This is a genomic window from Streptomyces zingiberis (assembly GCF_012034935.1).
Taxonomy (GTDB): Bacteria; Actinomycetota; Actinomycetes; order Streptomycetales; family Streptomycetaceae; genus Streptomyces; species Streptomyces zingiberis.
The window spans coordinates 104353-123860 of record NZ_JAATEN010000001.1; the positions used below are offsets into that span (position 1 = coordinate 104353).

Genomic DNA, 19508 nt, shown 5'->3' on the forward strand with positions numbered 1-19508 from the left:
GGCCACCGGGCCACCGGGCCACCGGGCCACCGGGCTACCGGGCTACCGGGCTACCGGGCTACCGGAGAAGGCTTTCCCAGCCCGCCGCGGGCCGCTGCCCGACGCCCAGGGTGCGCAGTGCGGCGAGCACCCGCGGATCCTGGGCGTCCAGCCAGTCGGCCAGCTGCTTGAAGGTCACGCAGCGCACGTCGGCCAGCGGGCAGATCTCCTTGATGACCTCTTCGACGGCGCGCATGTAGACGCCACCGTTCCAGGACTCGAAGTGGTTGCCGACGAAGAAGGGTGCCCGGTTGCCGTCGTGGGCCCGCCGGAATCCCTCCAGGAGCCCGTCCCGCATCTGCCGTCCCCATTCCTCGTGCCGGGCGGGATCGCCCCGTGAGGTGCCCGACTGATTGGCGAGGAAGTTGTAGTCCATCGAGAGCGTCTCGAACCGGCGCCCCGGGAAGGGGATCTGCTGCAGCGGGAAGTCCCAGATCCCTCCCCGCTTCGACGGCCACACCTGCAGGCCCCCCGGTGAGCTGGCGTCGTAGCGGAAACCCTGCTCGGCCGCGGCGGGCAGCAGCCGGTCCCGGCCCTGGAGACACGGGGTGCGGCCGCCGACGAGTTCCCGGGCGTAGTCGAAGGGCAGGGGAGGCATGGCGCCGAGCCCGGCATGGGTCTTCCACGTCCTGACGAAGTCCTCGGCCTGCCGGAGTTCGCTGCGCCACTCGTCGGTCGTCCATGTTCCGACGCCCCGGTCCGCACCGCAGAAGTGGCCGTTGAAGTGGGTGCCGATCTCATTGCCCTCCAGCCAGGCGGCACGGAGCTGTTCCGCGGTGGCCCGGACACCACCGGGGTCGTTGAAGCCGATGTCCGAGGAGCCGGGTGCGTGCCGCGGCGGCTTGTACACCTCGCGCCGGGTGTGCGGCAGGAGGTACACGCCGCTGAGGAAGTAGGTCATCTTCGCGTCGTACTCCCGGCCGATCCGGCGGAAGTGGGAGAAGAGGCGCTGGCCGTCCTCACCCGCCCCGTCCCAGGAGAAGACCACGAACTGCGGGGGCGGGCTCCCCGGGGCCAGCCGCTCGGGCAGGGGCTGGTGGGGCTGGCTGCCGGTGTGGGCGGTGGACCCGTCGCCGATGAGCCGGACGGCGCCCGGCATCTCCCTCTTCCCGGCCGGGCCCTGCTGTCCCTGATCGCTGTCCCCGCCGTCCCGGGAACAGGCGGCGGTGAGGGTCAGCGCCGCGAGTGCCGGCAGAGCAAACAGAGCGAGGAGGGTACGGGCCGCCCCGGTGGCCGCTCTCCGTGCGGTGGCCATCGGATCCGCCTCTCTTCCGGTCTTCCGGTCTTCCCGCGGATCCGGGTCCCTCCGGTTCCGCGGCCCGTCCCCGGTCCCGTCCCCCGGCTCCCCGAGCGGCGCCCGCCGGGCCGTCTCTGTTCCGGTGACCCCGCCGCCGCGTTTTCACCCCGCACGGTGGGGCTCCGGCGGCCCACTCACGGTCACACGGGCAGGAATCTACACAGAACACAACAAGCCGATAAACATACGTATTCACCCGATTGAGTCAATCGATAGACGGTTCGCCCCGTGATGACCTCAGGACTCTTTACTCTGCATTACGAGTCGTTTACCACCCGTTGGCAAACCCAGCTCCGCAGAGCCAGGAGGCAGTCCTGTGTCCCCCTGCACCCCGCCCCGAGCCGGCGATCTCGCCGCCTCCGTGACCGTCTTCCTGATCGCCATCCCGATGTCCCTCGGGCTCGCCGTCGCCATCGGTGCCCCACTCCAGGCCGGCCTGGTCGCCACCGCCGTCGGCGGCATCCTCGGCGGGCTGCTCGGCGGCTCCCGGCTCCAGGTCACCGGCGCCTCGACCGGACTCACCGTCGTCACCGCCGAGTTGATCGTGGTTCACGGCTGGCCGGCGACCTGCGCCGTCACCATTCTCGCCGGGCTGCTGCAGTTCGGGCTGGGCTGGCTGAAGGTGGCGCGCGCGGCGCTCGCCGTGAGCCCCGCCATCGTCCACGGCACCCTCGCCGGGATCGGGGTCACCATCGCCCTCGGCCAGCTGCACGTGGTCATCGGCAGCGAGCCGCACAACACGGTGCTCGGCAATCTGCGCGCCCTCCCCGCCGAACTGGCGGCGGCGTCTCCCGCGGCGCTCGCCGTCGGCGCCCTCACCGTGGCCGTCCTGATCTGCTGGCCCCGCCTGCCCGGACGCGCCGGGCGAGCCCTCCGGCTCCTGCCCGCCGCCCTCGCCTCGGTGGCCGTCGCCACGGCGGTCACGGTGGTCGCGGCGCCGGGGCTGGACCGCGTCGACCTGCCGTCATGGCGGGCGCACGTGCTGCCCGAGGCACCCGACGGCCCCCTGCTCGCCCTGTGCGCCGCGGTGCTCACCGTGGCGCTCGTGGGCGCGCTGGAGTCCCTGCTGTCGGCGGTGGCGGTCGACCGGCTGGCCCGGGAGCGCCCGGGAGGCCGCGCCCCGCACACCGACCTCGACCGGGAGCTGCGCGGGCAGGGCGCCGTCAACGCCGTATCGGGCCTGCTCGGCGGGCTCCCGGTCTCGGGGGGCGCGATGCGCGGCTCGGCCAACGTCCGGGCCGGCGCCCGGAGCCGCTGGTCGACGGTGCTGCACGGCGTCTGGGTCCTGCTGGCCGCCGGGCTGCTGGCGTCCGTGCTGGAGCTGATCCCGCTGGCGGCGCTCGGGGCCCTGGTGGCCATGGTCGGCGTCCAGATGGTGAACTTCGCCCACATCCGCAACGTTCACCGGCACCGCGAGTTCCCGGTCTACGCGGTGACGGTCGCCGGTGTGGTGCTGGCCGGGGTGCTGGAGGGGGCGGCCCTCGGCATCGCGGTCGCCGTGGCGGTCTCGCTGCACCGGCTGACCCGCACCCGCATCTCGGTCAGCGAAGCGGGCGGTGCCCACCGGGTGCGGGTCAACGGCCAGTTGACGTTCCTGGCGGTGCCCCGGCTGAGCCGCGCACTGGGCCAGCTGCCGCCCGGCTCGTCCGTGACGGTGGAACTCGACGGCTCCTTCATGGACCACGCCGCCTACGAGACGCTCCACCACTGGCGCGAGGAGTACGGCGCGCGCGGCGGCCGGGCCTCGGTCACCGGGCTCGGCGGGCCGGGCCACCGCGAACCCGCCGCCGGGCACGGCTGCCGGCCGTGGCTCCCGTGGCACAACCACCGGTGCGTGCAGGGCCAGGCCGCCGAGCCCGCACGGGGCGCGCCCCCGGCCGCAGCGAGCGGCGCACAGCTCGCGGGCGGCCTGCGCGCCTTCCAGCGGGACACCGCTCCGCTGGTCCGGGAGGAACTGGCCCGGCTGGCCCGCGAAGGACAGCGGCCGTCCCAGCTCTTCCTCACCTGCGCCGACTCCCGGCTGGTCACCAGCATGATCACGTCGAGTGGCCCGGGTGACCTGTTCACGGTGCGCAACGTCGGCAACTTCGCACCGCCCCCCGGGGCGGACCCGGCCGACGAGTCGGTGGCCGCCGCCATCGAATACGCGGTGGACGTCCTGGAAGTGACCAGCATCACGGTCTGCGGGCACTCCGGCTGTGGCGCGGTGCAGGCGCTGCTGGACGCACCGCCCGACGACTCCGGTACCCCCCTCGGCCGGTGGCTGCGCTACGGCCGCCCCAGTCTGGAGCGACTGCGCACCGGCGCGGTCCCGGAGCTCGCGGGCCGGCCGGCCATCTGCACAGCTGAGCGGCTGTGCATCACCAATGTCGTACAGCAGCTGGCGCATCTGTCGGCCCACCCCTCGGTGGCCCGGCGCGTGGCCGAGGGCTCCCTCACCCTGCACGGAATGTACTTCCATGTCGCCGAGGCGCAGGCGTACCTCCTCAGTGACCAGGGCAGAAGCTTCATTCCGGTGCACCCGGAGGTCCGGCCCCACCAGCCGGGCCAAAAAGCGGAATCCCCGTCGCTACAGGTCTAGACCTCTTGGCGGGAACCCTTGTCAGGGCGCGCGATGGCCTGATGTGCTATCACCGGGACCACAGCGGACACCCAGGGAATGGGAGTAGTCGTGAGCAACGAAAGCCTGGCCAACCTGCTGAAAGAGGAGCGGCGTTTCGAGCCGCCCGCCGACCTGGCAGCAGCCGCCAACGTCACCGCCGAGGCGTACGAACAGGCCAAGGCCGACCGGCTGGGCTTCTGGGCCGAACAGGCCCGTCAGCTGACCTGGGCCACCGAACCGACCCAGACCCTCGACTGGAGCAACCCCCCGTTCGCGAAGTGGTTCGCCGACGGCAAGCTCAACGTCGCCTACAACTGCGTGGACCGGCACGTCGAGGCGGGCCACGGCGACCGGGTCGCCATCCACTTCGAGGGCGAGCCGGCCGACGACACCCGCACCATCACCTACGCCGAACTCCAGCGCGAGGTCTCCAAGGCGGCCAACGCGCTGACCGAGCTGGGGGTCCGCGCCGGCGACCGGGTCGCCATCTACCTCCCGATGATCCCCGAAGCGGTCTTCGCGATGCTCGCCTGCGCCCGCATCGGCGCCCCGCACTCCGTGGTCTTCGGCGGCTTCTCCGCCGACGCGCTGGCCGCCCGGATCGAGGACGCCGACGCCCGCGTCGTGATCACCTCCGACGGCGGCTACCGCCGCGGCAAGCCCTCGGCCCTCAAGCCGGCCGTCGACGAGGCCCTCACCCGCCCCGGCACCGAGAACGTCCGCAACGTCCTGGTCGTCCGCCGCACCGGCGAGGACACCGCCTGGACGGAGGGCCGCGACGTCTGGTGGCACGAGCTGGTGGACGGCCAGTCCGACCGGCACACCCCCGAGGCCTTCGACGCCGAGCACCCGCTGTTCATCCTCTACACCTCCGGCACCACGGGTAAGCCGAAGGGCATCCTCCACACCACCGGCGGCTATCTGACCCAGACCGCCTACACCCACCGGGCGGTCTTCGACCTCAAGCCCGAGACGGACGTCTACTGGTGCACCGCCGACGTCGGCTGGGTGACGGGCCACTCCTACATCGTCTACGGCCCGCTGGCCAACGGCGCCACGGAGGTCCTCTACGAGGGCACCCCGGACACCCCGCACCAGGGCCGCTGGTGGGAGATCGTCCAGAAGTACGGCGTCACGCTCCTCTACACCGCGCCGACCGCGATCCGCGCGTGCATGAAGTGGGGTGACGACATCCCGGCCAAGTTCGACCTGTCCTCGCTCCGCGTCCTCGGCTCGGTCGGCGAGCCGATCAACCCCGAGGCCTGGATCTGGTACCGCAAGAACATCGGCGGCGACCGCACCCCGATCGTGGACACCTGGTGGCAGACGGAGACCGGCGCCATCATGGTCAGCCCGCTCCCCGGTGTCACCGCCACCAAGCCGGGCTCGGCGCAGATCCCGCTGCCGGGCATCTCCGCGACGGTCGTGGACGACGAGGCCAAGGAGGTCGGCAACGGCGGCGGCGGATACCTCGTCGTCACCGAGCCGTGGCCGTCGATGCTCCGCACGATCTGGGGTGACGACCAGCGCTATCTCGACACCTACTGGTCCCGGTTCGAGAATCGTTACTTCGCGGGTGACGGCGCCAAGAAGGACACGGACGGCGACATCTGGCTGCTGGGCCGGGTCGATGACGTCATGCTGGTCTCCGGCCACAACATCTCCACCACGGAGGTGGAGTCCGCGCTGGTCTCGCACCCCAAGGTCGCCGAGGCGGCGGTCGTCGGCGCGACCGACCCGCAGACCACCCAGTCGATCGTCGCCTTCGTCATACTGCGCGGCAACGTGGACGCCGAGGCCGAGGGCGAGGCCCTGGTCACGGAGCTCCGCAACCACGTGGCCAAGCACCTCGGCCCGATCGCCAAGCCGAAGCGCATCCTGCCGGTGGCCGAACTCCCCAAGACCCGCTCCGGCAAGATCATGCGCCGGCTGCTGCGGGACGTGGCGGAGAACCGCGCCCTCGGGGACGTCACCACGCTCACCGATTCCTCGGTGATGGAACTGATCCAGTCCAAGCTGCCGGGCGCCTCCTCCGGCGAGGACTGACCCCGGAGGGACCCCCGGCCGCCCACCGCGCCCACCGGCCGGGAGGCGCCGTCATCACCGACGGTTTCTCCCGGTCGTTGTGGGTAGGGTGGAGGCCACAGAGCAAAACCGATAGTCAACAGGGTGCGCCGGGAAGTCTGGTCGGCAGTCGCTGTGCCGTGCCCGAACGCGCGGTCACAGAGAGTACTTGAACGACCGACCGGAGGGTCCTTTCCTGTGGCCACGCCCCACCGCCCCAAGCTTCTCGGCCGTATGTCGCTCCCCGAGCGGAACCGCGTCGCCGACATCCTGCGCACCGAGACGGTGGGCGGCGTTCTGCTGCTCATCGCCGCCGTCATCGCGCTCGTCATGTCGAACACCCCGCTCAGCGGAGTCTACGAGGGCGTCCGCGACTTCACCTTCGGCCCCGAGTCCCTCCACCTCGATCTGTCGGTGGGCAGCTGGGCCAAGGACGGCCTGCTGACCATCTTCTTCTTCGTCGCGGGCATCGAGCTCAAGCGCGAACTGGTCGCCGGGGAGCTCCGCGACCCCCGGGCCGCCGCGCTCCCCATCGTCGCCGCCCTCTGCGGCATGGCCGTTCCCGCGCTGGTCTACGTGGTCACCGCGTCCACCATGGGGGGCAGCCTCTCCGGCTGGGCGGTGCCGACGGCGACCGACATCGCCTTCGCCCTCGCCGTCCTCGCCGTGATCGGCACCGCGCTGCCCTCGGCGCTCCGGGCCTTTCTGCTCACCCTGGCGATCGTCGACGACCTGGGCGCGATCCTGATCATCGCGGTCTTCTTCACCACCGATCTCGACTTCCTCGCGCTCGGGCTCTCCCTCGCCGGCCTGGCCCTCTTCTGGTTCCTGCACCACAAGCGCGTCCACGGCTGGTACATCTACGTTCCGCTGGCCCTGGTCATCTGGGCGCTGATGCACGCCAGCGGGGTGCACGCCACGGTGGCGGGCGTCGCGATGGGCATGCTGCTGCGCTGCACCCTCCGCGACGGGGAGAGCCAGTCCCCCGCGGAGCGGATCGAGCACCAGGTGCGCCCGCTCTCCGCGGGTCTCGCCGTACCCCTGTTCGCCCTGTTCGCCGCGGGTGTGTCCGTCTCCGGCGGCGCTCTCGCGGATGTCTTCACCCGGCCCGAGCCGCTGGGCGTCGTCCTCGGTCTCTTCCTCGGCAAGGTCCTCGGCGTCTTCGGCGGCTCCTGGCTGGCGGTCCGCTTCACCAAGGCGGAGCTCAACGAGGAACTCGCCTGGCCGGATCTGTTCGCCCTGTCCTCCTTGGCCGGTATCGGCTTCACGGTCTCCCTGCTCATCGGCGAACTGGCCTTCCCCGAGGACCCGGCGCTCGCCGACGAGGTCAAGGCCGCCGTGCTCATGGGCTCCCTCATCTCCGCCCTCGTGGCCGGCACGCTGCTGAAGATCCGCAACGCGAAGTACCGCCGGCTCTACGAGGAGGAGAACCTCGACGAGGACGACTCCGGCATCCCGGACATCTACGAGAAGGACGACCCCGCCTACCACCTCCGGATGGCGGAGAAGCTAGAGCGGAAGGCCGCCGAGCACCGCAGGCTCGCCGAACACGCCGCGCGCCCCGGGGCCACGGGGACCGCCGAGTCCACCGGAACCGCCGGGCACACGGAGCCCGCCGGCTCCGCCGAAGACGCCCCGCGGGACCGCGCGTCCGGTGATGATCCGGCATGATCGGGGGCAGCCGGTCGGGACCGGCCCCGCGAGGAGCCCCCGCAGACCCGAATTGAGGATGGAGCCATGAGCCCAGTCGAACAGGACGGCAACCGCAGCCTCGGGCAGCTGGTGGCCACGGCCACCACCGAGCTGTCCGCACTCGTCCACGACGAGATCGCACTGGCCAAGGCGGAGCTGCGGCAGGACGTGAAGCGGGCAGGCATCAGCGGTACCGCCTTCACGGCCGCCGGGGTCCTCGTCCTCTTCTCCCTGCCGGTGCTGAGCTTCGCCGCCGCGTACGGCATCCACAACCTGGGACTCGGGCTGGCCTGGTCGTTCCTGATCGTGGGGGGCATCCACCTGGTGCTGGCGGCGCTGCTCGGGGCCTTCGCCGCCGCCAAGGTGAAGAAGGTCAAGAAGCCCGAGCGGAGCATGGCCTCGGCCCGGCGGTCGGCCGCCGTCCTCGGCAACGCGAAGCCCCACCCGCGGCGCCGGGTCGCCGTCCCGGCCGAGCCCGCCCCGTGACGGCGGGTGTGGCACGCTCTTGGGCATGACCGCGCCCGAATCCGCCGCAACAGCCGTCCGCGTCGACGGCCCCTGGACCCACCGGGACGTCGCCGCCAACGGCGCTCGCTTCCACATCGCCGAGGCCGGTGAGGGCCCGCTGGTCCTCCTGCTCCACGGCTTCCCGGAGTTCTGGTGGGCGTGGCGGCACCAGCTCACGGCGCTCGCCGAGGCGGGGTTCCGCGCGGTGGCGATGGATCTGCGGGGCGTCGGCGGCAGCGACCGCACCCCTCGCGGCTACGATCCGGCCAATCTGGCGCTGGACGTCACGGGCGTGATCCGTTCCCTCGGCGAGCCGGACGCGGCGCTCGTCGGCCACGGCCTCGGCGGCTATCTGGCGTGGACCGCGGCGGTGATGCGGCCCAAGCTGGTCCGCCGGCTCGTGGTCACCTCGATGCCGCACCCCCGCCGCTGGCGCTCCGCGATGCTGACGGACGTCCGGCAGACCCGGGCCGGTGCGTACGTCTGGGGCTTTCAGCGCCCCTGGCTGCCGGAGCGCCACCTCGTGGCGGACGACGCGGCCCTGGTGGGGCGGCTGATAAGCGAGTGGTCCGGGCCGCGTCCCCCGGAGGAGGAGACGCTGGCGGTCTACCGCCGGGCGATGACGATTCCGTCGACCGCGCACTGCGCGATCGAGCCGTACCGGTGGATGGTGCGCTCCATGGCCCGGCCGGACGGCATCCAGTTCAACCGCCGGATGAAGCGCCCGGTGCGGGTGCCGACCCTCCATCTGCACGGGTCGCTCGACCCGGTGATGCGGACGCGGAGCGCCGCCGGCTCCGGCGAGTACGTGGAGGCCCCCTACCGCTGGCGGCTCTTCGACGGCCTCGGGCACTTCCCGCACGAGGAGGACCCGGAATCCTTCTCCGGCGAGCTGGTCAACTGGCTCCACGATCCGGAGCCCGACCGCTGAACGCCCGGCCCCGTCCGGCTCCCCACCCGCTCTCCCCCGGCCCTCCGGCCGGCTCCCCCACAGCCGCCGCCCGGCCCCCGGCGGCGCGGCCCGGCACCGGTTCCGGCGGGCCCGGCCATGTGCCCGCCGCATAGGACAAATGGCCGGCGGAGGGGCGGTTACCGACCACGGGTCCCGGGAAGGCCCTCGGTATGGGTTGGACGCACGACTACCGTGACGTGTCTCGTGATCACCGCACCCCCGCAGCGCGGAACGCTCCGCCAGGGGTGGCCTCCCCCGGATCCCCCGGACGGGCCGAGCGCCCTTCGGCGACGTCCGTCATGGAGCCTCCGGGGCTCGGCATTCCGCACATCCTCCGCCGCCGGGCCCGCTGGGTCTCGGCGCGCCTGCGCCATCCGCGCGACTGACCGCCGCCCCGGCCGGCCACCGCTCCATGCGGAGCGGGGCTCTCCCGGTGACGGCAGCGGGGCCCGGCACCTGGCCGCTCCCCGCACTCCTCAGGCCTCCGTGCCTGCGGCTTCCGGGGGTTCTCCCGCCGTACGACCCGACATCCGACACACCGCCCCGGCCCCGCTCAGGGCCGGGGCGGTCCGCGTCACAGCGCGCAGCCCTGGCTGTCCACCGGCGACCGGGCGGCGCGGCCCAGCCGGACGTCCTCGCTCACCTCGTCCGCGGTGAGGGCGTAACCGGTGTCCGCGTTCTCCAGCGATTTGGCGAAGATGACCCCGTAGACCCGGCCGTCCTCGGTCAGCAGCGGGCCCCCGGAATTGCCCTGGCGGACGGTGGCGAAGAGGGAGTAGACGTCCCGGCTGACGGTGGACCGGTGGTAGATGTCGGGCCCCTTGGCCTGGATGCGGCCGCGGACCCGGGCCGCCCGGACGTCGAAACCGCCGTTCTCGGGGAAGCCCGCCACGATCGCGCCGTCGCCCCGCTCCGCGTCCTGCCCGGCGAACCGCAGCGCGGGCGCGTCGAGGCCGGGGACGTCCAGCACGGCGATGTCGCGCTCCCAGTCGTAGAGCACCACCGTGGCGTCGTACAGCCGGCCCTCACCGCCGATCTGCACGGTCGGCTCGGACACGCCACCCACGACGTGCGCGTTGGTCATGACGCGGTTCTGCGCGAAGACGAAGCCGGTACCCTCCAGGACCTTGCTGCAACTCGTCGCGGTCCCGAGCACCTTGACGATGCTCCGCTTGGCGCGGGCGGCGACGGGGCTGTTCGCCAGCTCGGGGTCCGGCGGTTCCACGGACGTGATCGGCTCGTTGGCGAACGGGCTGAAGACCTGCGGGAAGCCGTTCCGCGCCAGGATGGAGCCGAACTCCGAGAACCAGCCGTTGGCCTGTTCGGGCATCACCCGGCTCACGCCCCGGAGCACCGTGGAGTCGCGGACCTCCTTGCTCAGCGTGGGCAGCGTCGTTCCGGCCAGGGCCGCGCCGATCAGCCAGGCGACCAGCAGCATGGCCGCCACGTTGACCAGCGCGCCGCCGGTCGCGTCCAGCGCCCGAGCGGGGGACCAGGTGATGTGGCCGCGCAGCTTGTTGCCGAGGTGCGTGGTGAACGCCTGCCCCGCCGAGGCGCAGACGATGACGACGACCACCGCCACGACCACGGCCGCGGTGCTCGGCTGCGCCTGGTCGGTGACCCGGTTCCAGATCACCGGCAGCAGATAGACGGCGACGAGCCCGCCGCCCAGGAAGCCCACGACGGAGAGGATGCCGACCACGAAGCCTTGTCGGTACCCCACGACGGCGAACCACACGGCGGCGAGCAGCAGCAGGATGTCCAGCACGTTCACCCTGACACCGTCTCATGCGCGCCAGTCGAGGGGGACCTGCTTCGAGCGGTCCCAGGGCCGTTCCCAGCCCGCGTGGTGCAGGATCCGGTCGATCACCCCGGCCGTGAAGCCCCACACGAGTGCCTCTCCGGCCAGGAAGGCCGGGCCCCGGTGGCCACTGGGGTGGACGGTGACCACCCGGTTGGCCGGGTCCGTGAGATGCGCCACGGGGACGGAGAACACCCGCGCCGTCTCGGCCGGGTCGACCGGGGCCACCGGCGACGGCTCCCGCCACCAGCCCAGCACCGGCGTCACGACGAAGTCACTCACCGGGATGTACAGCCGCGGCAGCACCCCGAAGATCCGCACCCCGTGGGGGTCGAGCCCGGTCTCCTCCTCCGCCTCCCGCAGCGCGGCCCGCAGCGGACCGTCGCCCTCCGGGTCCCCGTCCCCGGGGTCGACCGCGCCACCGGGGAAGGACGGCTGGCCGGCGTGCGAGCGGAGGCTGGTGGAACGTTCGATGAGCAGCAGCTCCGGGCCGCCCGGGGCACCCCCCTCGCCGGGCGCTCCGGGCGCGGCGGCGCCGCCTCCCTCGACGCGCCCCCCACCGGCCCCGTCGCCGAAGAGGACCAGCACGGCGGCGGGACGGCCGCCCGTCTCCGGGGGCAGGAACCGGCTGAGCTGGTGCGGCCGCACCGTCCGCGCCATCCGCGCCACCGGGTCGAGCCAGCCCGGGATCCCCTCCGCGGAGACGGCGGCACCGGTGAGGTCCCCGGGCCGGCCCACGGCGCCCCCGTCACCGGGGCCGCCCCCGGCCACCGGGCTCCCCGCGGTGCCGTAGCCGGGGTCCGCCCGGCCCGTCACTCCGCGCCCAGCGGCGGCGCGGGCGGTCCGGGGTAGTCGGCGGGGGGTTTCAGGCGCTGGCCGGGCTGCCCGCCCATCTCGTACTTGAGCAGCTTCCGCGCCTTCTCCGGGTCCGTCTCGCCCTCGCCGTAGGCCGGGCAGAGCTCCGCGATCGGGCAGGCACCGCAGGCCGGCTTGCGGGCGTGGCAGATCCGGCGGCCGTGGAAGATCACCCGGTGCGAGAGCATCGTCCACTCGCTCTTCGGGAAGAGCGAGGCGACCTCGGCCTCGACCTTCTCCGGGTCCTCCTGCTCCGTCCACTTCCAGCGGCGCACCAGCCGCCCGAAGTGGGTGTCCACGGTGATCCCCGGGACACCGAACGCGTTGCCCAGGACGACGTTGGCGGTCTTGCGCCCGACGCCGGGGAGGGTGACCAGGTCCTCCAGCCGGCCGGGCACCTCGCCGCCGAACCGGTCGCGGAGCGCCGCGGAGAGGCCGAGCAGCGACTTCGCCTTGGCGCGGAAGAAGCCGGTCGGCCGGATGATCTGCTCCAGCTCCTCGGGGTCGGCGGCCGCCAGATCCTCCGGGGTGGGGTAGGCGGCGAAGAGGCCCGGAGTGGTCTGGTTGACCCGCAGGTCGGTGGTCTGCGCGGAGAGAACGGTGGCCACCAGGAGCTGGAAGGGGTTCTCGAAGTCCAGCTCGGGGTGGGCGTACGAGTAAACCTCGCCCAGTTCCCGGTTGATCCGGCGGGCCCGGCGGACGAGGGCCAGACGCGACTCCGGCTTCGGCTGCTTCGCCGGCTTCGGCGCGGCCGCCCGCGCGGACGGCGCCGCGGCGGTACGGGCCCCTCGCGGGCTCCCGGTCTCCCCGGCCTTCCCGCTCGTCCCGTTCTCTCCGGTCGTCCCGGCCGGGGCGCCGGCACCGGCGCTCGTCGCGGCCTTCCGCCGGCGCGCGGGCCGCCGTTCGCCCACAGCGGAATCAGGCGCCTCTGTCACCCGTACGGCCCCCTTATCCTGTGCTCTCAAAGGCGTATTGGATACCCGGCCAGCCTACGGCCAGCCGCGACGGTCCGCTCCGGCCGCAAAGAATCAACCCCCAATCGGCCCCCTGCCGTATGGCTTGCGGCATCGATGCGCCACACTTGTGTTTGATCACACGGTTTTCGCCGTCCGGTATCAACGGCATCATGGGGACGACGGTCCCCTGAGCGTGTCGACAAGGAGAAACTCGTGGACGACGTTCTGCGGCGCGCCCCGTTGTTCGCGGCGCTCGACGAGGATCAGGCCGCTGAGCTGCGCGCCTCGATGACCGAGGCCTCCCTCGCACGGGGTGAGGCGCTGTTCCACGAGGGCGACCCGGGCGACCGCCTGTACGTCGTGACGGAGGGCAAGGTCAAACTGCACCGCACCTCCCCCGACGGCCGCGAGAACATGCTCGCCGTGCTCGGCCCCGGCGAGCTCATCGGTGAGCTGTCGCTCTTCGACCCGGGCCCCCGTACGGCCACGGCCACCGCGCTCACCGAGTGCAAACTGCTCGGCCTCGGCCACGGCGACCTCCAGCCCTGGCTGAACGTGCGCCCCGAGGTCTCGACCGCGCTGCTGCGCGCCATCGCGCGGCGGCTGCGCCGGACCAACGACACCATGTCCGACCTGGTCTTCTCCGATGTCCCGGGCCGCGTGGCCAAGGCGCTGCTGGATCTCTCCCGCCGCTTCGGCGTGCAGTCCGAGGAGGGCATCCACGTCGTCCACGACCTGACGCAGGAGGAACTGGCCCAGCTCGTGGGCGCCTCGCGGGAGACGGTCAACAAGGCGCTGGCGGACTTCGCGGGCCGCGGCTGGCTCCGCCTGGAGGCGCGCGCCGTGATCCTGCTGGACGTCGAGCGGCTCGCCCGCCGCTCGCGCTGACCCGGGAAGCCCGGCGCCCGGCCGCCCTCCGGCGCCGGGACCGCACCCGGCCCCTCCCCGACCCACGTCTCTCACCTGCGGGCCCTGCCCCCGTCGTCCCGGGGCGGGGCCCGTCGGCGTGCCGCGCCGCCGCCCCGGCCTCCCGGCCGCGCCGGTACCGCTCAGAGCAGCCCGCGCTCGCGCAGATACGCCAGCTGTGCCCGGACGGAGAGTTCGGCGGCGGGCCACAGGCTCCGGTCCACGTCGGCGTAGACGTGGGCCACGACCTCCGGCGCCGTCCGGTGTCCCGCCTCCACCGCCGTCTCGACCTGCGCCAGCCGGCTCGCCCGGTGGGCGAGGTAGAACTCCAGCGCTCCCCGCGCGTCGTCCAGCACGGGCCCGTGGCCGGGCAGCACGGTGTCCACCCCGTCGTCGACCGTCAGCGAGCGCAGCCGCCGCAGGGAGTCCAGATACTCGCCCAGCCTGCCGTCCGGGTGCGCGACCATCGTCGTGCCGCGGCCGAGGACGGTGTCCCCGGTGAGCACCGCCGCGTCGGCCGGGAGGTGGAAGGAGAGGGAGTCCGAGGTGTGCCCGGGGGTGGGGACGACGCGCAGCTCCAGCCCGCCGGTGGTGATCACGTCGCCCGCGGCGAGCCCTTCGTCCCCGAGTCGCAGCGCCGGGTCCAGGGCGCGCACCGCCGTGCCCGTCAGCTCGGCGAAGTGCGCCGCGCCTTCGGCGTGGTCGGCGTGGCCGTGGGTGAGGAGGGTCAGCGCGACGCGCTTCCCGGCCCGCTCGGCCACCGCCACCACCGCGGCGAGGTGGGACTCGTCCAGCGGCCCGGGGTCGATGACGACGGCGTGCGCGGAGTCCGGCTCGGCGACGATCCAGGTGTTGGTGCCGTCCAGCGTCATCGGCGAGGGGTTGGGCGCCAGGACGCACACGGCCCGTTCCGTGGCGGGGCCGGAGCGGACCGTTCCGCGCGGCTGTCCGGGCAGCGCCGCGGCGTCCGTCATGCCCCGGCCTCCTGACCGGGCGCGGGCGTCCCCTGCGGCCCCGCCGGGGGCGCCGGGACCGGTGCGGCCGCGGCGGGCCCGCGCGGGATGTACGTGGTGAACTCATCGTTCCCGGGCCACCGCAGCACGATCTCCCCCTCCCGCGGCTCGGCCCGGGCGAGCACCGGGGTCAGCTCCCGCCCGGCCGCCGCGGCCAGCGCCCCGGCCGCCGACCCGTAGGCGCTCAGCCGGCGCAGCGTCGCGACCGTCGGCGGCATCATCGACAGCTCGCCCCGGTCGAAGCCGGCGGCGGCCGCGGCCGGACGGATCCACACCGTGCGGTCCGCCTCGGAGGAGACCGCGCGCGTCCGCTGCCCCTCGGGGAGCGCGGCGGCGAAGAACCAGGTGTCGTAGCGGCGCGGTTCGAACTCGGGTGTGATCCAGCGGTCCCAGGGGGCCAGCAGATCACTGCGGAGCAGCAGTCCGCGCCGGGAGAGGAAGTCGGCGAAGGACAGCTCGCGGCTGACGAGCGCGGCCCGGTCGGCCTCCCAGTCCGGGCCGGTGGTGTCCGCCACCACCGTGCCGGGGCCGGGGCCGGCCAGCAGCACGCCCGACTCCTCGAAGGTCTCACGGACGGCCGCGCACACGACGGCCTGGGCACCGGTGTCGTCCGTGCCCAGCCACCGCGCCCAGGCGGCGCGGGAGGGTCCGGCCCAGCCGACGGGGCGCTCGTCACGGGCGTCCACCCCACCACCGGGGTAGGCGTAGGCGCCGCCGGCGAAGGCCATCGTGGTGCGCCGCCGGAGCATGTGCACCTCGGGTCCGCCGTCACCGTCGCGGAGCAGCAGGACCGTGGCCGCGCGGCGCGGCGTCACGGGCGTGAGCTCGCCGTCCACCAGGGCGCGGACGCGTTCGGGCCACTCGGGCGGGTACCACGGGGCATCGGTTGCGGACATGGCCGGATGCTATGCGCTCCCGGCCTCGTGTTCGAGGGCCCCGGGCCGCGGAGGCACCCCGCACGGACCGGCGGACCGCCCTGCCGTCACGGCGCCGGCCGCGCCGTCCGCCGGGGGCGCCGGGGTCCGGCCCCTCCCCCGGCGGCGGACGTCACGCGCCGGCACCGTCCGCGGCGTCGTCCTCGATCTCCACCTGGATCTCGACCTCGACGGGCGCGTCGAGCGGCAGCACCGCCACCCCGACCGCGCTCCGGGCGTGCACGCCCTTCTCACCCAGCGCCTGGCCCAGCAGCTCGCTGGCGCCGTTGACGACGCCCGGCTGGCCGGTGAAGTCCGGCGCGGAGGCGACGAATCCGACGACCTTGACCACCCGGGCCACCCGGTCGAGGTCCCCGACCACGGACTTGACCGCGGCCAGCGCGTTCAGCGCGCAGATCCGCGCCAGCTCCTTGGCCTCCTCCGCGGTGACCTCGGCGCCGACCTTGCCCGTCACCGGCAGGGTGCCCTCGACCAGCGGAACCTGGCCGGAGGTGTAGACGTAGCGGCCCGTCCGCAGGGCCGGGATGTACGCGGCGACCGGCGCGGCCACCCCCGGCAGCGTCAGGCCGAGTTCCGCGAGCCGGCTCTCGACGGCGCTCATGCCGTCTTCTCGCGCTTGAGGTAGGCCACCAGCTGCTCGGGGTTGGGCCCCGGCACGACCTGGACGAGCTCCCAGCCGTCCTCGCCCCAGGTGTCGAGGATCTGCTTGGTGGCGTGGACGAGCAGCGGCACGGTCGAGTATTCCCACTTGGTCATGGTGGTGACTGTAATGCCTGCGACACCCTCGCCCGTGCGTAGCCCGGGTCCCGACTGGTTAGGCTCCCAGGCATGAGCAGGCTCCACGTCGTCAGCGGTAAAGGCGGCACCGGGAAGACCACGGTCGCCGCGGCTCTCGCGCTGGCCCTGGCCGATCAGGGGCGGCGCACCCTGCTGGTCGAGGTGGAGGGCCGGCAGGGCATCGCGCAGCTCTTCGGCACGGAGGCGCTGCCCTACGAGGAGCGCAAGATCGCGGTCGGCCCGGGCGGCGGTGAGGTCTTCGCCCTCGCCGTGGACGCGGAGCGGGCTCTCCTCGACTACCTTCAGATGTTCTACAAACTCGGCGGCGCCGGCCGGGCGCTGAAGAAGCTCGGCGCCATCGACTTCGCCACCACCATCGCCCCGGGCCTGCGCGACGTCCTGCTGACGGGCAAGGTCTGCGAGGCGGTGCGCCGCCAGGGCCGGGACGGCCGGCCCGTGTACGACCACGTCGTCATGGACGCCCCGCCGACCGGCCGCATCACCCGCTTCCTCAACGTCAACGACGAGGTCGCGGGGCTGGCCCGGGTCGGCCCGGTGCACCACCAGGCGCAGGCCGTGATGCGGGTGCTGAAGTCCCCCGAGACGGCGGTCCACCTGGTGACGCTGCTGGAGGAGATGCCCGTCCAGGAGACGGTGGACGGGGTGGCGGAGCTGCGCGCCGCGTCGCTCCCGGTCGGCGGGATCTTCGTCAACATGGTCCGGCCGCCGCTGCTCGACGAGGACGACGTGCGCAGGGCCGCGGACGGCGAGCGGCAGGCCGTCACCCGCGCGTTCTCCCGGGCGGGTCTGGGCGGCGCCCGCCGCGGCGGCCCGGCCGAGCGGCTCGTCGGCCCGCTGCTGGACCAGGCGCGGGAGCACGTCGTACGGGTCCGGCTGGAGCAGGCGCAGCGCCGCGAGATAGCCGGGCTGGGGCTGCCGGCGCCGGAGCTGGAGTTCCTGGACGAGGGCGCCGACATCGCCGGGCTGTACCGGCTGGCCAAGGACATACGGAAGCAGGGAGTGCCGGGGGTGGCCGGATGAACGGCGGGCGACGACGGCCGGAGACGCCGGAGGGCGCCGGGGAAGCCGCGGGCGGCGCGCTCCCGGTGGCGCCCGCGGCCCCGGCGGCGCTGGACGGGGTGGCGCGGCTGGACACCGACGCCCTGCTGGACGACCCGGCCACGCGCATCGTCGTGTGCTGCGGCTCCGGCGGCGTCGGCAAGACGACGACGGCGGCGGCGCTGGGGGTGCGGGCGGCCGAGCGGGGCCGGCGGGTGGTCGTGCTGACCATCGACCCGGCCCGGCGGCTCGCCCAGTCCCTGGGGATCGCCTCACTGGACAACGTTCCGCGCCGGGTCGAGGGCATCACCGCCGCGGCGCCGGACGGATCCGGCGACGCCAGCGGTACCGACAACGGCGCCGAGGAATCCGCCGGGAGCCCTGGGACCGCTGACGGGCGGGGGCCCGGCGAACTCCACGCCATGATGCTGGACATGAAGCGCACCTTCGACGAGATCGTCGAGGCGCACGCCGACCCGGAGCGTGCCCGGGCTATCCTGGCGAACCCCTTCTACCAGTCGCTGTCCGCCGGTTTCGCGGGCACCCAGGAGTACATGGCCATGGAGAAACTGGGCCAGCTCCGGGCGCGGGACGAGTGGGATCTGATCATCGTGGACACCCCGCCGAGCCGTTCCGCGCTGGACTTCCTGGACGCGCCGAAGCGGCTGGGGTCCTTTCTCGACGGCACGTTCATCAAGGTGCTGATGACACCGGCGAAGGTCGGCGGCCGGGCCGGGATGAAGTTCCTCAACGCCTCGATGTCGATGATGACCGGGACCCTGAGCAAGCTGGTCGGCGGCCAGCTGCTGCGGGACGTACAGACGTTCGTGGCCGCGATGGACACCATGTTCGGGGGCTTCCGGACCCGGGCCGACGCCACCTACCGGCTGTTGCAGGCGCCCGGCACGGCCTTCCTGGTGGTGGCGGCGCCGGAACAGGACGCGCTGCGGGAGGCGGCGTACTTCGTCGAACGGCTCGCCGCCGAGCGGATGCCGCTGGCCGGTCTCGTCCTGAACCGGGTGCACGGCAGTGGTGCGGACCGGATCAGCGCCGAGCGGGCGCTGGCCGCCGCGGAGGAACTGGAAGCCGGGCTTCCCGACGGCCCCGACGACGGGCCCGCCACCGGCGGCGCCGAGTCCGCCGGCCCGTCCCCCACCTCGGCCGCTGCTTCCGGGGCCGCAGCTGCGGAGCACCGGTCCGTGGAGCACAGGCCGGTGGAGCACAGCTCCATGGACCGCACGGCCGACCAGCTCGCCGCGGGCCTGCTCCGGCTGCACGCGGAGCGCATGCGGACCCTCGACCGCGAGCGGCGCACGAGGGACCGTTTCACCGCGCTCCACCCGGAGGTCGCGGTGACGGAGGTGCCCGCGTTCCCCGGGGACGTCCACGACCTGGCGGGGCTGCGGGCCATCGGGGAACAGCTGGCGGACCGGGCGGATCAGCCCGCCGCCGCGTAGCTCCCGTAGCCGCTCTCGTACTCGTCGGGCTCGATCTCCACGGAGAGCAGGCCCGAGCTGCTCTGCTCGTACTCGGCGCGCGCCGTCTCCAGAAGGCGGCGCCACGAGGTGACCATCGGCCGCCGTCGCAGCAATGCCCTCCGTTCCCGTTCCGTCATGCCTCCCCAGACACCGAATTCGACACGGTTGTCCAGCGCGTCGGCGAGGCACTCCGTACGCACCGGACATCCGGTGCAGACTGCCTTGGCCCTGTTCTGGGCCGCGCCCTGAACGAACAGCTCATCCGGATCGGTCGTGCGGCAGGCGGCCTGCGCACTCCAGTCGGTTACCCAGCCCATGCTGGCGCCGTCCTCTCCCCAATCGAGGCTCCCCCACGGCGGCAGCGGCATATTCACCGTTGCCAGTTGAGGACGTTACGGAAGGTCGACAGAGCGCAACACCCCCAGCGGGCCCAATCTCGAATGGCCCGAAAGGACTATGCGTACGCGGCAGATCACCCAACGGAGTGACCCTGGGGCATCACGCAAGAAGCGGGTACAGCCGGGCAATTGGGGCGCGTCCCGGGGGAGGGGCCGGGAAAGGCGGACGGCATATGT

18 protein-coding genes are annotated in these 19508 nt (G+C 73.4%); 9 read left to right on the forward strand and 9 right to left on the reverse strand.

The window, feature by feature from the left end; genetic code table 11:
- Positions 1-58: 58 nt before the first annotated feature.
- Positions 59-1294: a polysaccharide deacetylase family protein gene (locus HCK00_RS00425; RefSeq protein ID WP_168099697.1), complete on the reverse strand. Its 1236-nt coding sequence runs from the start codon at positions 1292-1294 to the stop codon at positions 59-61.
- Positions 1295-1724: 430 nt separating this feature from the next.
- On the opposite strand from HCK00_RS00425, the gene HCK00_RS00430 reads away from it, so the two are divergent.
- From HCK00_RS00430 to HCK00_RS27135, 6 genes are all read left to right on the forward strand, one after another.
- Entirely contained in the window at positions 1725-3917 is a 2193-nt protein-coding gene (locus HCK00_RS00430; protein ID WP_168099990.1) for a SulP family inorganic anion transporter, read from the forward strand.
- Positions 3918-4007: 90 nt separating this feature from the next.
- A complete protein-coding gene (acs, locus tag HCK00_RS00435) occupies positions 4008-5984 on the forward strand; it encodes an acetate--CoA ligase (RefSeq protein ID WP_168099698.1) in 1977 nt (658 codons plus the stop codon).
- Between the two features lie 252 nt (positions 5985-6236).
- Entirely contained in the window at positions 6237-7673 is a 1437-nt protein-coding gene (nhaA, locus tag HCK00_RS00440; RefSeq protein ID WP_206319778.1) for a Na+/H+ antiporter NhaA, read from the forward strand.
- A gap of 66 nt (positions 7674-7739) precedes the next feature.
- Positions 7740-8180: a phage holin family protein gene (locus tag HCK00_RS00445; protein WP_168099700.1), complete on the forward strand. Its 441-nt coding sequence runs from the start codon at positions 7740-7742 to the stop codon at positions 8178-8180.
- Positions 8181-8205: 25 nt separating this feature from the next.
- Complete coding sequence (locus HCK00_RS00450; RefSeq protein ID WP_168099701.1) at positions 8206-9132, forward strand: alpha/beta fold hydrolase; 927 nt, start codon at positions 8206-8208, stop codon at positions 9130-9132.
- Between the two features lie 191 nt (positions 9133-9323).
- Positions 9324-9539 carry a hypothetical protein gene (locus tag HCK00_RS27135; RefSeq protein WP_168099702.1) on the forward strand — a complete coding sequence of 72 codons (216 nt, stop codon included), beginning with the start codon at positions 9324-9326 and terminating at the stop codon, positions 9537-9539.
- Between the two features lie 188 nt (positions 9540-9727).
- Here HCK00_RS27135 and HCK00_RS00460 read toward each other — a convergent pair whose 3' ends face one another.
- The 3 genes from HCK00_RS00460 to nth all read right to left on the reverse strand — a co-directional run bounded on the left by HCK00_RS00460 (position 9728) and on the right by nth (position 12720).
- Positions 9728-10927 carry a MarP family serine protease gene (locus HCK00_RS00460; RefSeq protein ID WP_168099703.1) on the reverse strand — a complete coding sequence of 400 codons (1200 nt, stop codon included), beginning with the start codon at positions 10925-10927 and terminating at the stop codon, positions 9728-9730.
- Between the two features lie 12 nt (positions 10928-10939).
- Positions 10940-11614, reverse strand: coding sequence for an NUDIX hydrolase (locus HCK00_RS00465; RefSeq protein ID WP_168099991.1), 675 nt, complete (start codon positions 11612-11614; stop codon positions 10940-10942).
- 152 nt (positions 11615-11766) lie between these two features.
- A complete protein-coding gene (gene nth / locus HCK00_RS00470) occupies positions 11767-12720 on the reverse strand; it encodes an endonuclease III (RefSeq protein WP_311765086.1) in 954 nt (317 codons plus the stop codon).
- A gap of 258 nt (positions 12721-12978) precedes the next feature.
- Between nth and HCK00_RS00475 the strand changes: the two genes are divergently transcribed.
- Positions 12979-13653, forward strand: a complete 675-nt coding sequence (locus HCK00_RS00475; RefSeq protein WP_168099705.1) for a Crp/Fnr family transcriptional regulator — start codon at positions 12979-12981, stop codon at positions 13651-13653.
- A 161-nt stretch (positions 13654-13814) separates the two neighbouring features.
- On the opposite strand, the gene HCK00_RS00480 is transcribed toward HCK00_RS00475, so the two are convergent.
- From HCK00_RS00480 to sp36, 4 genes are all read right to left on the reverse strand, one after another.
- Positions 13815-14645 (reverse strand): MBL fold metallo-hydrolase, encoded by an 831-nt coding sequence (locus tag HCK00_RS00480; protein ID WP_168099706.1) that lies wholly within the window; start codon positions 14643-14645, stop codon positions 13815-13817.
- Positions 14642-15580, reverse strand: a complete 939-nt coding sequence (locus HCK00_RS00485; protein ID WP_240965135.1) for an NUDIX hydrolase — start codon at positions 15578-15580, stop codon at positions 14642-14644. The genes HCK00_RS00480 and HCK00_RS00485 overlap by 4 nt, the downstream gene beginning before the upstream one ends.
- 151 nt (positions 15581-15731) lie before the next feature.
- A complete protein-coding gene (locus HCK00_RS00490; protein WP_168099707.1) occupies positions 15732-16220 on the reverse strand; it encodes a RidA family protein in 489 nt (162 codons plus the stop codon).
- Positions 16217-16375 (reverse strand): Sp36 family protein, encoded by a 159-nt coding sequence (sp36, locus tag HCK00_RS00495; RefSeq protein WP_003956809.1) that lies wholly within the window; start codon positions 16373-16375, stop codon positions 16217-16219. Before sp36 ends, HCK00_RS00490 begins: the two co-directional genes overlap by 4 nt.
- Before the next feature lie 72 nt (positions 16376-16447).
- Between sp36 and bagA the strand changes: the two genes are divergently transcribed.
- Together bagA and HCK00_RS00505 are read left to right on the forward strand one after the other, a co-directional pair.
- Positions 16448-17437 carry an ATPase BagA gene (gene bagA / locus HCK00_RS00500; protein WP_168099708.1) on the forward strand — a complete coding sequence of 330 codons (990 nt, stop codon included), beginning with the start codon at positions 16448-16450 and terminating at the stop codon, positions 17435-17437.
- Entirely contained in the window at positions 17434-18912 is a 1479-nt protein-coding gene (locus tag HCK00_RS00505) for an ArsA family ATPase (protein ID WP_168099709.1), read from the forward strand. The genes bagA and HCK00_RS00505 overlap by 4 nt, the downstream gene beginning before the upstream one ends.
- Here HCK00_RS00505 and HCK00_RS00510 read toward each other — a convergent pair.
- Complete coding sequence (locus HCK00_RS00510) at positions 18894-19250, reverse strand: WhiB family transcriptional regulator (protein ID WP_206319781.1); 357 nt, start codon at positions 19248-19250, stop codon at positions 18894-18896. The genes HCK00_RS00505 and HCK00_RS00510 overlap by 19 nt on opposite strands.
- Between the last annotated feature and the right edge of the window lie 258 nt (positions 19251-19508).

What these genes read in the sequence shown, in the direction of transcription:
- sp36 (WP_003956809.1), bottom strand. Translation starts at nt 16,375, where the DNA reads ATGACCAAGTGGGAATACTCGACCGTGCCGCTGCTCGTCCACGCCACC.
- HCK00_RS00450 (WP_168099701.1), top strand. Translation starts at nt 8,206, where the DNA reads ATGACCGCGCCCGAATCCGCCGCAACAGCCGTCCGCGTCGACGGCCCC.
- bagA (WP_168099708.1), top strand. Translation starts at nt 16,448, where the DNA reads ATGAGCAGGCTCCACGTCGTCAGCGGTAAAGGCGGCACCGGGAAGACC.
- HCK00_RS00505 (WP_168099709.1), top strand. Translation starts at nt 17,434, where the DNA reads ATGAACGGCGGGCGACGACGGCCGGAGACGCCGGAGGGCGCCGGGGAA.
- HCK00_RS00445 (WP_168099700.1), top strand. Translation starts at nt 7,740, where the DNA reads ATGAGCCCAGTCGAACAGGACGGCAACCGCAGCCTCGGGCAGCTGGTG.
- HCK00_RS00430 (WP_168099990.1), top strand. Translation starts at nt 1,725, where the DNA reads ATGTCCCTCGGGCTCGCCGTCGCCATCGGTGCCCCACTCCAGGCCGGC.
- HCK00_RS00425 (WP_168099697.1), bottom strand. Translation starts at nt 1,294, where the DNA reads ATGGCCACCGCACGGAGAGCGGCCACCGGGGCGGCCCGTACCCTCCTC.
- HCK00_RS00485 (WP_240965135.1), bottom strand. Translation starts at nt 15,580, where the DNA reads ATGTCCGCAACCGATGCCCCGTGGTACCCGCCCGAGTGGCCCGAACGC.
- HCK00_RS00465 (WP_168099991.1), bottom strand. Translation starts at nt 11,614, where the DNA reads ATGGCGCGGACGGTGCGGCCGCACCAGCTCAGCCGGTTCCTGCCCCCG.
- HCK00_RS00490 (WP_168099707.1), bottom strand. Translation starts at nt 16,220, where the DNA reads ATGAGCGCCGTCGAGAGCCGGCTCGCGGAACTCGGCCTGACGCTGCCG.
- nhaA (WP_206319778.1), top strand. Translation starts at nt 6,237, where the DNA reads ATGTCGCTCCCCGAGCGGAACCGCGTCGCCGACATCCTGCGCACCGAG.
- HCK00_RS27135 (WP_168099702.1), top strand. Translation starts at nt 9,324, where the DNA reads ATGGGTTGGACGCACGACTACCGTGACGTGTCTCGTGATCACCGCACC.
- HCK00_RS00510 (WP_206319781.1), bottom strand. Translation starts at nt 19,250, where the DNA reads ATGGGCTGGGTAACCGACTGGAGTGCGCAGGCCGCCTGCCGCACGACC.
- HCK00_RS00480 (WP_168099706.1), bottom strand. Translation starts at nt 14,645, where the DNA reads ATGACGGACGCCGCGGCGCTGCCCGGACAGCCGCGCGGAACGGTCCGC.